The organism is Acinetobacter sp. CAU_H_S170_2, assembly GCF_058890445.1.
The window spans coordinates 771,875-788,401 of the sequence record NZ_JBZYAE010000001.1 but is presented as its reverse complement, the minus strand read 5'-3'; the positions used below and the strand labels follow the sequence as shown (position 1 = coordinate 788,401).

Sequence of the window (16,527 nt, the reverse complement as noted above, 5' to 3'; positions counted from 1 at the left end):
CTCTAAATTAGCTGAACCAACCTACATTCCATCATGGATACTGCGCTAAACAGTATCCATTGGATGCATATACCCAGAATACTGATCACAGTTGCGCTTTTAACTTTAAATTAAGCGTAATGAATATGAACATTATCAAAGCAAATGCTGGTCGCTATATGGGAACGCATGACCAATGGCTCCAGCAATTTGAAACCGAACTGCAAACTACTCCAGTCAATGATGGTGATAAAACCACCTTTGTCGTACATTCACTGGATAACATCATAGCACCTGCTATTGGGAAAGCTAAGCTTGTCAATCAGCTTAAAAAATATAACTTTGCTGAAGTCACAGCTGAAACGAAAAGACTATCGAATGGTCGCTATGGCTTTGTCGTCAAATCCCCTGCTCACATGAGTAACTTAGCTTCTGATACTGTGGAACTTATAAACTATTCTACGCATTCAGACATTATCAATGGTCTTGATATTCAGGCATTTGATGATGCACAGAGTCAAATGTCAGGAGATGAATTAGAGCTACTCCGTAATGGTACACCCCTACCTTCTAATCTGAAGGAGAATTTGCTCCCGCATATTAATGCAATGAATAAGTTTACTGGATTAATTCGTGCTTTTTTCCGTCGCCCCAACATCAGACGCAAAGTTTATGATGAGCGGAAGAATCTTAAAAAAAATAAGTCTCGAATGATCGAAATGTTCAATTCTTTAATTGAACGATATTCACGTGTAGTTGTTGTAAGGCTTGATTTGTATCTCAAACATCAACCTGAAACGTTAATGCAAACGTGCTTCAAAGCTGAAGATTGTTTGTCTAAAAATGATTTTGATGCGTTTAAAAAGTGCGTTGAACAGCTACTCGAAAACAAGCGACATAATCCTGTGTTGAAACAAGCTATCGGCTATATTTTTCGTTTTGAATATACTCCAAGAAGTGGATTCCACTTGCATACCTTCTGGTTTTTCAATGGGAATAAGAATCAGGAAGACATTAGCTTGGCACAAGGTATTGAAAAGCTGTGGAAAAAAGTGACCAATGATCAAGGTTATGCCTATATCTGTAATATGCGTAAGCATACTTACGAAAACTGTTTTTTAGGCACGATTGAATACAACCAATCGCAGAAAAGAAAGTGGCTTGAAGATGGCTTTGATTATCTCTGTAAAACCAGCCAGTTATTCATTTTCAGCAACATGAAAAATGGACGACGTTTCCAGATTAGTCAGCCTTTAAAACCACAGACTCGTGGTCGTCCGAGAAAAAACCACCTAGAACTCAATGCCTTTGCGGGAGATGAAGCATGATTAGATTACAGCCTGATGAATCCTATACATCTCTACTCAGTACTCACCATATCACTCAAGCGTATATCCAGCCTTTTATTGGCTATATACCCAATAATCGCCCTCCTGTTGGCTTGGATGATTATCTGAAGTTGTATCTCATGATTACTGAAAATAAGACTTTTAAGATTATCTCCAAACAACCAACTTACGACTATCTGGTGCCTCATGTTTATCTAACGCCCAAGGGTGTTAATTTACTCAAGATTATTCAGGATATTCCGATTAATCCTTTCCTGACAGGTAAATTTTCAGATGTGATCATCAGACCAGAGATCAAGCTGATGGTTGATTTGCTGTATAAGCATGCACTCATCAACTTTCCACTTGGATTGTATCAACAGTTTGAAGCAGTTGTTGATGGGTTCTGTCAGGATCTGAAAGTGAGGTCTAAAACACGAGATTTTATGAGCTTGAAAAATCACTGGGATTCTTCATTAGGCAATTCTAGAAAGGCTTATAATCGTTTTGAAGAAGCTGTCTTATGTAACAATCCAATGTTTCAGGTTCATTCATTGCTTGTTTCTGCTGAGTTTATGAATGTTGATGATTTTTCAATGGATCAGAAAACATTTAGTCCTGTGACTGTTGAGGATATGCTGCGTGCCACGTCAGGTAAAATTATCGAAGCAGTCTGGGCTAACAATGCTGAGAATCACACTCTAGGTATTTTGTCGAAGCAGGAAACGACTATTCGAGGTTTTAGGAGTATTCGGCTCATATTTTTTGTAGCACGTGAAGATACCGACTTTACTCCATTTGCGGAATCTCAGCTCTATACAGATGTTGAACCTTTTGTATTCCGAGAAGGTAAAACCAGTGTTGCGTGGAGTGATATTGCCTGCATGAACTCAGGGGTAGAGCCTTTGGTTTATGGTATAGAATCCAATTTTTACGATACAAATCAGAACTACATTGGTATGCGTCTTACCACTTTAAAATACAGTTTGATTGGTCCTGAATACTGGGTTCGGTTTAAGTACACCAACACAACGTTTAAAGTCGAAAAAAGTTCATATTAATCAATCGAATTATATTTAAACACACCGCTGTAACCCCGAAAGTTTCGGCTTTCGGGTTATTTCGTCTGACCTTGAGCCAGATAAGGCGCATATATTTAGGAGGTTAAAGGTAAACTATTCAACAAAGCCTTTCGCTCACGCCATTGGGGAAGAAACCGATCCATATACATTACAAAACGATCATTATGATGACGCTCAATTAAATGCACCAGTTCATGCACAAGAATAAACTCCAAACATTCAACTGGTTTTTTCGCCAATTCTAAATTCAGCCATATTCTTTTCGACAATGGATTAGCACTCCCCCAACGGGTTTTCATTTTACGAATACCAATAAAACTTGGTTCTACACCAATTCTAGTAAGTAAAGATGAACAGCGTAAATTAAGTTTTTCCTGTAGTTGCATTCGATAAAATGCTTCTAGTAATTTCTGTTTATTTTGGGTTGAGGTAGTTGCATGAACATACATATCAAGCCGATTAGCATGGGAAAATTCAATGCGATGCTGTCCAGATGTTGCCACAATATTTAAGCGATATTTTTTCCCCCAAACATAATGGCATTCCCCACTGACCATTTCTCGGATTGATTGACGAGATTGATTAAGAAAAGCCGATTGCTGTTTCTTTATCCATGGAATACGACTAATTACCGCCATGCGTATAGCCGTATCAGACATAGTAATAGGAGCAGATACCCTGACTTTTCCATCTGGTGGCAACACACTCAAATGTAAGTTCTTGATTGCCTTATGGTGCAGCTCTACCTCAAGCTCACCAATATGTAGCCATTGCATCACCAATATTCTCGTTGCGCTTTAGCAAGCTCCATGACACTTTGAATATCAATATCATAGCCTTTTGTGTCTTGCTGTATTGCAAATGCAATTTCACGTTCTTTAAATTTATCGCCCACCCAATCTGCCTTTTTAGTATAGCGAATAACACTATCAATCTTTGTGGCTAGTAACTCATCCTTTCCAAAATTATCATATAACGCTCGTTTAGCACTACTATCCATAGAGCTAGGATAATGTGATGTGCTTTTTTCAGGGCGAATAATTTTACTAGATAAATCACGGATATGTTTTAAATATTCTTGATATTCAATGGCTTTTTGACGACGTAATTCTATCAATTCATCTAACAAAACTGACATTTGTTCGTAGTATTTTGGATTCACGGGGTTTTCATCAATAATTGTTTTACGAACATTATTTTCGATAGTTTCAGCCATCGCTTGTTCGTCATTGCGAATATCTTTAGGCAATGCATCCAACGCATCTGCACCTTTTTCCACAATCAACTCTATCAAGCCTAACTCTTCAAAGTCCATCAATACTTCGCTGTCTTCAGCACGAATATACATATCGAGTAGATGACGCATAGCAGGCTCAAAACGTTTCATGTCAAGCAAATCGCCGCTAGCAATTTTGACTTCATCACGCACTTTTTCAAAATGTATGACTTCGGCTCGAATAGTTACAATCTGCTGTTCATTATAGCCAGCCTCTTGCATTTCATTGGCAATATTTGCAAAAGCACGGATGAGCTTCACCACATTTTGATAAAGCGCTAAACGGAGAGCTTCCTTTTCAATGAGTTCATCTTGATTATGCCCTGATTCCCCGCAAAAATAATGAATATAGTCCTGAGTGTTTCGAGGTGCTTTAACAGGCTCACACAATGCCTTGACCATTTCTAAAGCAGTATCTAAATCTAATTTAGCCTGCTGTAAACGGTCTTTTAATAATCCTTCAACGTCGTCCTTATCATAACCATCAAAAGCCTCCTGAGTATAATCAGAAATAGCTTGGTCTATAGATTTAAATAAGTCTTTATAATCGACAATATAACCATATTCTTTATCATCACCGTCCAAGCGATTGACCCGACAAATCGCTTGGAATAAATTGTGATCTGCCATGTGTTTATCAATATACAAATAGCTTGCTGATGGCGCATCAAAACCTGTTAAAAGCTTATCCACTACAATCAATAATTTCATCTGTGAAGGTTCGTCAATAAAACGTTTTTTAACAGATGTCTCAAACTCTTCGACAAGGCTTGCTGCTTCTTCTTCCGTTTTCTCGAAATAATCCGCTAGCATTTTGCGGTAAATATCATATTTAAATAGTTTTTCGGTGAGTCCTTCGCCTGTTTCTTCACCTTTGATACTGGCAGGGGTCGGCTGAAAACTAGTCACAATAGCAACTTTACCAGCCAAATCAGTCTGGCTAAACATTTCGTAAGCCTTACATGCCTGATAGACACTGGAACAAACCAATATGGCATTACCATGCCCATCCATCAAGCGTGGCTTTGTTTCCATATCCAGTAAAATATCATTTACGATTTGCTGTAAACGAGATTTACTTGATAAGACCTTTTGCATTGTTCCCCATTTCTGTTTAAGTTGGGTTTTTGCTAGGCGTGACAGCCCACGAGTCTTTGCTTCAAACCATTCATCAATTTTTTTCTGTGAACTAATATTTTGGTCAATATCTCGTGCTTCATAACGCAAATCAAGAACAACACCATCAGCAACCGCTTCATCAAATTTATAGGTATGAATATAGGAACCAAATACTTCTATTGATTTCTGTTTATCCTTTTTCATCAAAGGTGTACCCGTAAAACCAATGAACATGGCTTCGGGTAAAATCGCTTTCATTGCCTCGTGTAATTTACCTGATTGGGTACGATGGCATTCATCAACAAAAACAAATACATTACCTTTAGCTTTAAAGTCTTTAGGCATGGATTGTTTGAGCTGTTCAATAAATTCATTCGTTGCAGCATCATCGTCTGCGTCTGAAGAACGACCAAATTTATGCACCAATGAACACATAAGCCAAGGGGTTGGCTGATTCAGTGTTGCAACCAAATCCACACCACTTTTTGTACGATAAATTTCTTCTTCTACACCAGTAAAGACTTTCTCAATTTGCTCATCCAACTCAGTTCGATCTGTGACAATAAGTACACGGCTATCACTGACATTTTCTCGTATCCATTTAGCTAACCACACCATTGTCAGACTCTTACCTGACCCTTGGGTATGCCAAATAATACCACCCTCTCGTTTGGCAATACGTTGCTTTGCAGCTTCAATACCGAAAAACTGATTATGTCGGCAAGTTTTTTTCACACCCGCATCAAAGACTATAAAATCATGAATGATTTGCAAAAACCGTTGTTTATTACACATTCTACCTAAATGATAATCGAGTTTATGTCCCTCTACGTGATTAAGCTCTTCTTTCCATTCCAGATAATATTTTTCAGGTGTTTCAATCATGCCATAGCGCAATCCTTGTGTGTCATTACCCGCCATCACCAGTTGTATTGTGCTAAAAAAATTACGGATAAAATCTTTTTTTTGATTATCTAAATTTTGTCGAATGCCCTCAGATACATCAACCAATGAACGTTTCAGCTCTAATACACCCAAAGCAATCCCATTGATATATAGCACAATATCTGGGCGTTTTTTATTTTCACCTTTAATATAAACTTCTTCAGCAATTGCAAAATCATTTGCTTCAGGATGATGCCAATCAATGAGCCAAACGGTTTGATTTAGTTCACCAGCACCTTCTTTATCTTTAACCCCATAACGCAATAAGCGATATACATCTTTACTCGCATAATAAAGTTTTTTGCCCTCACCCAATGCAGTTGCAGTATCGAGTTGGCGCATGGTTCTGTTAATCAAGGCATCACTGATACCACGTTTTTTAAGCCAAGCAATTAAAATGTCGTGTTCAATATTTTTATTATCATTTCTATCATGCCAATCGCCTAAATAACGATAGCCTAATTGTTGCTGAAAAAAATGCACCACTCGATTTTGGGTAATGCGTTCACGCTGACCGACTTGGCTCATTTTTTATCCTTATCTAGCGATACAAAACTGTTTTTAAATAATCTTCTGTAAGCTCAAATTCAGGTTCTTTACCTGTTAATGCTTTGGTCAAAGGTACAATTTTTGTTCTTACGCCCATACCACGATAATCAACATAACCATAATCACGCAAGACCTCCATCACAATGGTATTACGAGGCGAACGCTGACCTGCTTTCATTTTTTCTACAGTCATTGAATTGGGTAATGTACCTGGGCTAATAATTTCAAGCCGATTTGAATAAGCAGAAACCTCAATTTCTACAAAACGTGTCCAATCACGGTGAGCCAAAGCATTAATCAATGCTTCACGTACAGCTTCAAGAGGATAAAACCACTGTGTTTCTCGTCTTAACTCTATATTTACTTCAGCCGATTGTTGTGAAATAAATGGCGTCATGGCTTGCATAAAACGTTCAATAATGCCCCCATCGATCAAACGCTTATCTCCATTGCTCATATCCCAGCGACCAACCATTGCACCATCAAGAATTTCATCCAAAGCCGTTTGATAGTCTTTATCATCACCATAGAATGCCATTACTCTTAAACCAGCTTGCTTTAAATAGCGTCGTGGATTTTTACCAAATAAAATCAAACCTGCAATCGTGCAGCAAATATTTCCAGCAGCTTCGGTCAGAAAACCCAATCCAAGTAATCTGGCTTGCCATGCCTCTGTTGATTGTGGGACATCAGGATCACGCAAAATATCTCGAATATAATTCATCAATCGAGCATCATCTAAACAACTCATATCAGTAAGGGGTACAGGCATTACTTCTGTATGTAACATACCACCCAGTTCAAACAGACGCATTTGCTGTTCTCGAGTTGCTAAGCGTGAGGTTGTTCCAACACGGATATAAATTTCTTCTTTACCACTATGTCGCAATACATAAGGCTTAGAAATACCAATCGGAAAACTCACGACAGCAACTGTTTTACCATCATCAAGTTTTACCTCTTCGTAAAAAGGTAAAATCATCGGGTGAATTTTACTTTGAAAAACATTCATCACCCATTCTTCAAGGTCTGGTCTTTGTATCCCACTAATTCTGCCATCATCTTCAACACCAAATAGCACTCGCCCACCTTGAAAGTTGGCCATGGCAACCACTTCTTTGGCAAATTGTTCTGGGCGAATATCATCACGTTTAAATTCAATGCCTGAGTTTTCACCGTTGGCAATGATTTCCAATAATTCTGTTTTTAGCATGATCTACTTCCCAGCCCTAAGTAATCTAATAAAACATGACTCTGCCTGAAACTTTATATCACCCCAAGGCATCATTCTTTGCTTAGGATAAGACATATATAGCCAACGTCGAGCTCGTGTTACTGCCACAAAAGCGTTGTTCTTCTCTTCTTCTAACTCTTTAGCTGTCTTAGCCCGATAGTCAGGAAATACTCCCTCACACATACCAATTAAAAATACAATGTCTTTCTCTAATCCTTTCATGGTATGTACCGTACTTAAAGTTAGAGCGCCATCAATATCATGATCTGAAAGTTGACCGAGAGCCAAGGCATTTCTAAATGCCGTCAATGAATCCCCCAAGCCCTTTCTTTTAAATTTAGTCCATGCACAACTAAACTCATTCAACTCATCAAGGCTCGATTTAACTTCTTCTATTTCATCACTAAGTGCGCTTTGTTGATTTTCTACTGAAGACTTTAAAGCAATATCAAGCTCTTTTATAAATTTAGGTATATTAGGATTTTCAACATCCAAGCCATCAATTGTTAAGAGTAGTTTTGCCAATAATGCACTGCTTTCCCCCTCAATAGTTTCATCAACCTGAACTGCCATATTTGATAAGACATCTACATCCCACTTCTCAGGTTCTACAATACCTAATACTTGACATAACTTTTTACCGTTCACCCAATCTTTAGGATTTAATTTAATTCGGATAGCACAATCCAGTACCTTACCAAAAGTTGTTGATGGTTCAAGTTGTCTCTCACCTTTTCTTAATGAATAAGGTATTCCCTTGTCTTTAAGAATTGCTTCTAATTTGTGAAAGACAAATCTATTCCGCGCAATCACCACCATTTTATTTAAGGATATTTCTCCCTCAATTTCGGCATGACTTTTTAAATCCAAGAGTTTCCTAATCTCATCAACAACGGCATTTGCTTCTGCTTCTTCTGTATCAAAATCTTTAATTTGCACATTACCATCTAAAGCATACTCAACCTCAGTTTGAGAGTTTGGTCTTAATTTATTTGCTGCCCCAATAACAGCTTTAGTACTTCGATAGTTTTCTTTTAGCTCAAATTGTTGAGGATAAAAATCATGGATAAATTCCTCATTGAGATATCGATCTGATGACCCATTGAATCCATAAATCATTTGGTTAGGATCACCTACCATCAGAACACTTTTGATCACATCACCGCACAATACTTTTATAAACTCATATTGAGTCTTATTTAGATCTTGAGCCTCATCTACGCATATATGCTTGTATTTGGAACGATATATTTTTGCAATCCATTCATGTGTCAATAGTATTTTGTGGGCATATATCAAAATGTCATCATAATCAATGCCACCGCTGTTAAGCAATGACTGTTGATAATCCTGAAATTTTTTCCAAATATTATTATTAGGATAGACTGAGGATATACCAGATTCTGTCAGCAATTCCCGTTTGATTTTTGAAAAAATATCCATATATGTTTGAAGTTTTTTTTCTCTGCTTTTCAACTCGTTTGAATCAGAAATATCTAAATACTTATCAACCTCGATTCCATCATCGCGTAGAGATTGCAAAAAGACTTCCATTCTGTCCCGATCTCTATCATAAATATGTAAATCCGTTGGTAATCCAATGGTATGACCATATTTTTCTAAAATACGTTGGGCAACTGAATGAGTTGTAGCAATCCATGCTCTATCTTGTATGTGTTCACTATGAGCCAAACGAGTGTTCATTTCCTCAGCCGCTTTATTGGTAAACGTTAAAGCAATAACACCCTCTTTTTTTGTCGTTTCCAAAATATAACGGATTCGCTCAGTCAAAACTCGAGTTTTACCTGAGCCAGCCGATGCAAGGACTTGAATAGCCCCACCAATAGGTGCTTCAACAATCTGACGCTGAGCTTGGGAAAGATTCATATCAGACTCCAGATTCAATTTCTTTAAAAAGATCAATAATCTTTTGTGGGAATGACTCTTTTGGTAATTTAATCAAATTTCCTGTAATTGCTTTAGCATACTGCGGCTTCTTTAAGTCAATAATTTCAAGGATAGCTCGTTTTCTTCCATCGTCCCCACTAAAATCTCGTAACACATCTTCAAAAATATGCTGCTTACACGTTACACATGGTGGCTTATTTGTCTTAATTCGTTTTAATAGTTCTCCATTTTTTTTCTGAATCCAGTCATCAATTTCCCCCTCTCCGTCAACTTCACGAATAGTTTGCTCTATCAAGTCATTAAACCCTTGGCTAAATAAGTAGCCCTCAAAATCTGTTCCAGTTAGAATAAATATATTAGATGTATTTTCAACGTCGGTATCGCCAAATATTTTGTTATAAGTCTTTTTCAATCCTATAATTGTGTCTACTTCACCATCACTAAATACAAATAATGGAATATTTAGATCTTTTGCTAAAATGAAAAATGGGCGATATTTCGCACCTGAGCCATTGACGCCAACGAAATTAATCCCAAGTGCGAATGGATGCTGTCCAGTATATGCTTCAAATAATTCAGGCAGGGCTTGCTCTTCAGTTTCTCCCTCTGACAACACGATGGCTTTAGAAAATAAAAGTTCACCACGAGAATGAACAACTTCTCTTTTTAGTTTTCTTAGGTCATCACCTTCAAAGTTATCTCTGAGTTGATATACTTCAACTGAATTGCCAGTTTTTCTTAATGACCTAATTTCATGTAATTCTGCCAAACCAGCGATATAAGGTGAATGCGTGCTGATAATTACTTGACCCGTTGTATCAATCAACTGCTTATATAAAGTCCGCTGTGCATTGGGGTGTAAATGTGCTTCGGGTTCTTCTGCTGCCAAGATCGGAAAGAATGGCTCTACCTCGTCCTCATGCTTTTTTACCATTAATTCGGTAAATGCTTTTACTGTTAGCATCGAAGCCCAGCTACGAGTTCCCATGCCATGATATTCCATTGAAAAAGAATCTTTATCAGACTCTCCAAAATGCACACTAAACCGTTTAGAAAGATCACGGATTTTCTTTGGGAAAGGAGTCAGTTCTGTTTGACCAGAACCTGCAAATGATTGATTAAGTTTATCGAGATGCGTTTTCAAACTATTGAGATGGTCACTTTTCATAATAGCTTCTTGATTAACTTTTGCAACCATACGCTCTAATTCAGCTACATCATCTTCTTTGTATTCTACGCTAGATAATACACGACCAATAAAAGAAGTCTTTTCCTTTAGCTCATTATGAATATCTCGCTGGGCATCAATCGAAATAAAAGGTGTCGCTTCCAACCTTTTAGTTAATCTATTTTTAGTATTTACTGGAACATCTTGCCAGCCACTTATAGCCGCCCACACTTCTAAATGAAACCGTTCCACGGTGTAACCACCTTTTACCTTGTCTGGTTTCACTCTAGTGCGAATAGCAACATATTGTTTACCATCGGGTTCTGACTGAATTTTATCCCCAAACTCATTTTGCCATGCCGTAGGAAATTCGTTTACTCTACCACTTTCATTCGTGGCAATAAATCGAACATCAACAGTGATTAACTCCTGACGTTTTTCATCATCGCCGATATGAAAATCTTCATCAGTCAAATAACGAGAATAATCCCCCAATGCTAACTGTAATGCCTTAATTACAGAAGTTTTACCCGCATTGTTTTGCCCCAATAACACGGCCACTCTAGGCAGTGTTATTTCAATATTGGCTATCCCTCGAAATCCACAAATACGAACCACATCAATTTGAATACTCATGTGTTTACAGTTCCTTGTAATAGCCGAGTTTTCCCCGTAAGCAACTCCTGCATCATACCTTGTTTAATCTGACGAGTTTTGACAAGGCGTTTTTCTAATGCCTGAATTTCGCTGTCCATATCGGATAGAATTTTGGCTATAGCGGTTTGTTCCTGTTTAGTTGGTAAAATAATTGGCATATCGGCAATCATTTCACGTCGAACGGAATCTACCGATGATTTCGCAGTCATCGACATAATTCTTTCATAAAAATGATTACTGAAAAAAATATAAAAATAGTAACCATCTAATTTTTCAAAAAAATTATGCATTAAATACACTCTTTGATGAAAATCAAATTTACCATTTATGTAATGGAATATTTTTCCTGTCCCAACACCATCACCAGCCGTTAAAACTGCTTCGCCATCAAAAGAAAAAGAGTTAATCTTTTCTACTTGTTGTGATCGAACAAAAAACGGATATAGCCCATCAGTAACTTTGTCTTGTGTATTTTTATCTCCTGTTGTAATAGATACAACATTACCAATTTTATCTATTTCCCAATCCTCTGGAATTTTTCCTAACTCACTTTGTTTATAGCCTTTTTTTGTACCATCTTCACGCAAAGAAAACTGCGGTAAACGGGTTTTACCTGTTAAAAGTTGCTGCATGGTTGCAGTTTTAATCGCTTGTTTTTTAGCAATCAGTTTTTCTAGTTCGCTGATTAAAGTATCGACATCAGATAATGCTGTGGCGATAAGTGTTTGTTCTTTTAAGCTAGGTTTTGCAACTTTAATTTTTAAACAATTTTGTTTGTTCAATTTTGGTTGAGCAGTACCCGAGTTTAATAAAGAATAGTCTAAGCTTTCTAAAAAGTCAGTTAAATAACCAATATCAAAATCATTTTTTGGCTTCATCACATGTGCGTGATTATTAACCCATATTTTACCTGATACTTTAAATGCAAGAGGTAAGTTTCTGCTTAAAATATTTTCGCCATCTTCACCTAACAAAATTAACTCATCATCAAAAATAAAATCGTTTACATAATCAACAATACCTGATGCACCGTAATATGGATAAATACCACTAATTTTTGCTCTATCTCCAGATTTAACAGGTCTTCTTAATCCATCTAAAAAATCTACTGCATTTTGTAATTCACTGATTTCCCAATCTTCAGGAATCGTCCCTATTTCTGTTTGTTTATAACCTTGTGGTATCTTCTCCTCCCTCATAGTGACCACTCCAAACCCATCGCTTTTAAATGCTGAGCTACTTTATCGCTTAAACTATCAACATTTTTGCTAATTTGTGGCAAAGGTTCTGCATAACGCTCATCCAACTCTTTCACTCGATTAGCAAGTTGTTGTGTGACTCGCTCAATTTCCGCTTTAATATTAGCTTTCAGTGTCGCAAGCCATTTATCCTCGACCACAAGGGTTTTAATCGCTTGCTCATCAAGCTGTGGATATTTTTGAAAAACTGCCAGATCCAAAGCATCCTGTAAGTCTTTGACTGCTTTTTTCAATGTACTTTCTTGCTCAAATAGTTTTTGCACCTGCTTTAACACACTGATTTCTTCAGCATCTTTACTCACTTTTAAACGAGTTTTGACCGTGGCAGCCGTGACTTTATTTTTATCATTCAGTGCATCGACCAATAAGCCCTCATCACCACTATGCTCCTCAATAAAGCTCTCCAACTCTTGGCTAATGCTGTCAAGTTCGGCTTGTTGTGTATCAATCTTATTTTGTTCTACTGCAAAATAACGTGCCACGATCAAAGACGGTGCAATAATTTCAGCTTTGTATTTATCTTTATTGATCACCAGATCAGGACTTTCTTTGAGTTTTTCACCTTTGATGACAAGCAGTTTTTTTAATACTTTGGCAGAGTTCCAACCATCTTGACTCAAAATAAATACATCGTCCTGCATGACGCTATCCCAATAATCCATCAAGATCTGATAAATATCGTATTTACTTAACAATTGCATATCGGCATAACTGTCGAGTAAATCCTCACTGATACGATGAATAATGGCTTTGGGTTGTTCGCCCACTTGAATATTTCCAAGTGCTGCACGTTCACACCAAGCGGTAAATGGCTGCAAACTCTGCTCAGCAAAAGATTTAAATTCAGGGTGATTTAAAATTGTGCTTTTGACTTGCGCCGCCTCAACCAATGACTTTACATAACCCTCTCGATCATCAACAAAAAGCGTTGTGCGAATCGTTGGAAATACTTTCCAATACGCATTTAAGGCTTCGATATCACGCTGTGGAATCCCACCTTGTAAATGAGCCGTTAAATCTTGAATGTCTTCAGCTTCACTGGAATCAATATAACGAGGAATATTCAGGTTATATTCATTATCAGCAATTTCAGCTAAAGTCACCATACGGCTATAACGTGGTAATTCAAGCTGCTTGCTGAATACATCCACCACTTTGTGAATATCTTGACTACGTAAACGGTTTTTATTGCCATCCTTGATAAAGCCCTTGCTGGCATCAATCATGAAAATGCCTGTTCGTGCTTGGGCATTTTCTTTATCCATCACGATAATACAAGCAGGGATTCCCGTACCGTAGAATAAGTTGGCAGGCAAACCAATAATGCCTTTAATATAGCCTTGCTTAATCAGGTTTTCACGAATACGAGCTTCTGCATTACCACGGAACAGCACACCATGCGGTAAAATAACCGCACCTTTACCTGTACTTTTTAAACTTTTAAGAATATGCAATAAAAACGCATAGTCACCATTTTTCTCAGGAGGTACGCCCCACACAAAACGCTCAAATTTATCGTGTTCAGGATTAATCCCACTCGTCCAGTTTTTACTGGAAAATGGCGGATTGGCCACAGCAAAATCAAAGGTTTTAAGTTGCCCGTTGCCATCTTTCCATTGTGGGTCGGCAATTGTATTACCTTGCCAAATTTTAGCGGTCGCATTGTCATGCAAAATCATGTTCATACGAGCCAACGCACTGGTCGCATTGTCCATTTCCTGACCATAAATAGACAAACCTCGAGGAGCTTCATCACTAGCTTTTAATAACAATGAACCTGAACCACAGGTCGGGTCATAAACACTAGCATCTTGTGGTGTATCATGACGAATTCCAATAACTTTTGCTAAAATACGAGAAACTTCAGCAGGCGTGTAAAATTGTCCTTTAGACTTACCCGACTCTGTTGCAAAGTGACGCATTAAATATTCATAAGCGTCACCGAGTAGGTCATCGCCCTCAGCTCGATTTGATGATAAATCCAGCCCCTCAAAAATCCCAATCAGCTTCGACAAACGGTCTTGCATCTCCTTGCCTTTACCAAGCTTGTCTTCATCATTAAAATCAGCAACATCAATCACGCCTTTCAGATCATTTTCTTCTGCCAATAATGCAATGATTTTATTGATCTTATCGCCAATTTCTTTATCACCTTTAAGTTTAAGCATATCGTCAAAACTCGCACCCTCTGGTACGACAATCATGCTATACTGATTACTTTTATATTTATCAGACACATATTTCATAAAAAGCAAGGTCAACACATAATCTTTGTACTGGCTGGCATCCATACCACCACGTAACTCATCACAACTTGCCCATAAGGAAGAATAAAGTTCTGTTTTCTTAATCGCCATGTTTGTTCGTTTCTCTATGTCATTTGTTCAAATAAATGATTAATTGGATAATCTATTCAAAATTTAGAAAATAGTAGTTTAGCTAAACCACTATTTAGGTACCTTAAATCAATATGCCATTTTGCGGCTATCAAAATCGTAAGCTGTCAATAAAGATTCACCCTCAGCAACAACTACTATGCCACCTTTATCTCTCAATTTTTTAGCCGTTCTCAATTTACGCTCTAAATCACCAATGGATTGCTCAATCATTTTACGATTAAGCACCCATCTATCACCTTTTGTCTCGCCAAAATCCAAAGTAAAGTCAATCATATCTTTGGTAATTCCACGTTTGGTCATTCTTTTTTGTGCATGCTGGGTTACTTGCATCATAATTTTCTCCTCAAACTTCACTCAGAATCTGATTAAAAATTTGTTGAGCTTTCTCATACTTAAGCTGTGCCTGAATAAGCTTGTCACTCTCAGCTTTTAAGTCTAGCTTTGTTTCTTCAATCTCAGAGGCAAAATACTCATTACAGTGTAAATTGTATTTATTTTCCTTAATCTGCTGTAATGAGATGGTTTGACTGAGCTGTGAATCAGTCTCAATCCCCATACCCAAATTACGAATTAAAGTGATGTCTTCTAACATCAATGTCGTCTGCGAACGAGTACGCTGACCTAGAGTTCGTGCATCTACAAAACGTACCACTCCATTAGTGTTTTTGGCTTTATTTAAAACTAAAAGCACTGTTTCAATATTGCTATTACTAAGCAATTTTTCAGGCAATTGTATTACGGCTTCAACCCAATCTTTTTCAATTAATTTCTCTCTTAAAGCAGCATCATAGCCACCACGAAACAACCAACCAGGTATAATTTGCAAAAATGCTCGCCCAGTGTCATTTAGCTGATATAAGGCTTGCTGAATCCATAGACTTTCTGAGGCACTCGATGGTATAGATTTTCCCAAATGAATATCTCTAATGTATGCAGTATTTTCTACCAACTGAGACTGTATTCTTAAACCAAATGGTGGTGTACTCGCTACAATATCAACATTATAAGAAGTTTCATTGTGCGTTAAGGTATCTGCAACCTGTAAATCCACATCTATGCTGGACATTTTAAACAATAATGCAGTAATGCCCACAACCGTTTGATTGATATCCCTTAAAATCGCTTTCATAGGGTTCAACCTATTCGCAATCATTCCAATCCCACATGCGCCATCGTAAAGTACAGCATCAGAACAATCACCTATTAAGGACTGGAATAATGCAATCACCGATTCTGAACTGCTGTAAAAAGACCCTAAAGAAGATGGATTAAGACCAACCCATTCTTGTAAAAGACCTACAATCTGCCGCCCAAATTCATCAGTTGAAGTGCATTCACCATAAAAAGTAATAAGAGACCGAAGTATGTCTGAAAATGAATGTGCAGCAGCTTTTAAAACTGGAACATTCACCCAAATTAAATTATGTCTTTGAACAAAATCTTCAAAATATTTCAATATTTCATTTTCACCTGTACTCGATACAGTTTTCACTGCATCAAACTCTGCATATACGCTATAACTCGTTAAACTCAGAATTTCAGGGATTTGATCCACTGATAAAGTTGTTTTAAGTATCTCAAACGTTTTAAATAACTGTTTTTTTACTTCCGCATTAAGATTCAT

Annotated in this window: 11 protein-coding genes; 2 read left to right on the top strand and 9 right to left on the bottom strand. The window is 37.4% G+C overall.

The window, feature by feature from the left end; genetic code table 11:
• Positions 1–125 precede the first annotated feature (125 nt).
• Positions 126–1,307 (top strand): YagK/YfjJ domain-containing protein, encoded by a 1,182-nt coding sequence (locus AC5EUN_RS03860; RefSeq protein WP_493352170.1) that lies wholly within the window; start codon positions 126–128, stop codon positions 1,305–1,307.
• Positions 1,304–2,368: a hypothetical protein gene (locus tag AC5EUN_RS03855; protein ID WP_493352169.1), complete on the top strand. Its 1,065-nt coding sequence runs from the start codon at positions 1,304–1,306 to the stop codon at positions 2,366–2,368. Before AC5EUN_RS03860 ends, AC5EUN_RS03855 begins: the two co-directional genes overlap by 4 nt.
• A 95-nt stretch (positions 2,369–2,463) precedes the next feature.
• Here AC5EUN_RS03855 and AC5EUN_RS03850 read toward each other — a convergent pair whose 3' ends face one another.
• From AC5EUN_RS03850 to AC5EUN_RS03810, 9 genes are all read right to left on the bottom strand, one after another.
• The gene (locus tag AC5EUN_RS03850; RefSeq protein WP_004669059.1) at positions 2,464–3,165 is read right to left on the bottom strand and encodes a M48 family metallopeptidase; all 702 of its coding nucleotides are present in this window, start codon (positions 3,163–3,165) and stop codon (positions 2,464–2,466) included.
• Entirely contained in the window at positions 3,165–6,257 is a 3,093-nt protein-coding gene (locus AC5EUN_RS03845; protein WP_493352168.1) for a type I restriction endonuclease subunit R, read from the bottom strand. The genes AC5EUN_RS03850 and AC5EUN_RS03845 overlap by 1 nt, the downstream gene beginning before the upstream one ends.
• Before the next feature lie 13 nt (positions 6,258–6,270).
• Positions 6,271–7,491, bottom strand: coding sequence for an RNA-binding domain-containing protein (locus tag AC5EUN_RS03840; protein WP_493352167.1), 1,221 nt, complete (start codon positions 7,489–7,491; stop codon positions 6,271–6,273).
• A gap of 3 nt (positions 7,492–7,494) precedes the next feature.
• A complete protein-coding gene (locus tag AC5EUN_RS03835) occupies positions 7,495–9,399 on the bottom strand; it encodes an ATP-dependent helicase (RefSeq protein ID WP_493352166.1) in 1,905 nt (634 codons plus the stop codon).
• 1 nt (position 9,400) lies between these two features.
• On the bottom strand, positions 9,401–11,224 hold the full coding sequence (locus AC5EUN_RS03830) for an ATP-dependent nuclease (protein ID WP_493352165.1): 1,824 nt from the start codon (positions 11,222–11,224) through the stop codon (positions 9,401–9,403).
• Positions 11,221–12,444 (bottom strand): restriction endonuclease subunit S, encoded by a 1,224-nt coding sequence (locus tag AC5EUN_RS03825; RefSeq protein WP_493352164.1) that lies wholly within the window; start codon positions 12,442–12,444, stop codon positions 11,221–11,223. The genes AC5EUN_RS03830 and AC5EUN_RS03825 overlap by 4 nt, the downstream gene beginning before the upstream one ends.
• A complete protein-coding gene (locus AC5EUN_RS03820; RefSeq protein ID WP_151833975.1) occupies positions 12,441–14,861 on the bottom strand; it encodes a type I restriction-modification system subunit M in 2,421 nt (806 codons plus the stop codon). Before AC5EUN_RS03820 ends, AC5EUN_RS03825 begins: the two co-directional genes overlap by 4 nt.
• A 108-nt stretch (positions 14,862–14,969) precedes the next feature.
• Entirely contained in the window at positions 14,970–15,236 is a 267-nt protein-coding gene (locus AC5EUN_RS03815) for a DUF4258 domain-containing protein (RefSeq protein WP_061518892.1), read from the bottom strand.
• Positions 15,237–15,246: 10 nt separating this feature from the next.
• Positions 15,247–16,527: an N-6 DNA methylase gene (locus AC5EUN_RS03810; RefSeq protein ID WP_151833974.1), complete on the bottom strand. Its 1,281-nt coding sequence runs from the start codon at positions 16,525–16,527 to the stop codon at positions 15,247–15,249.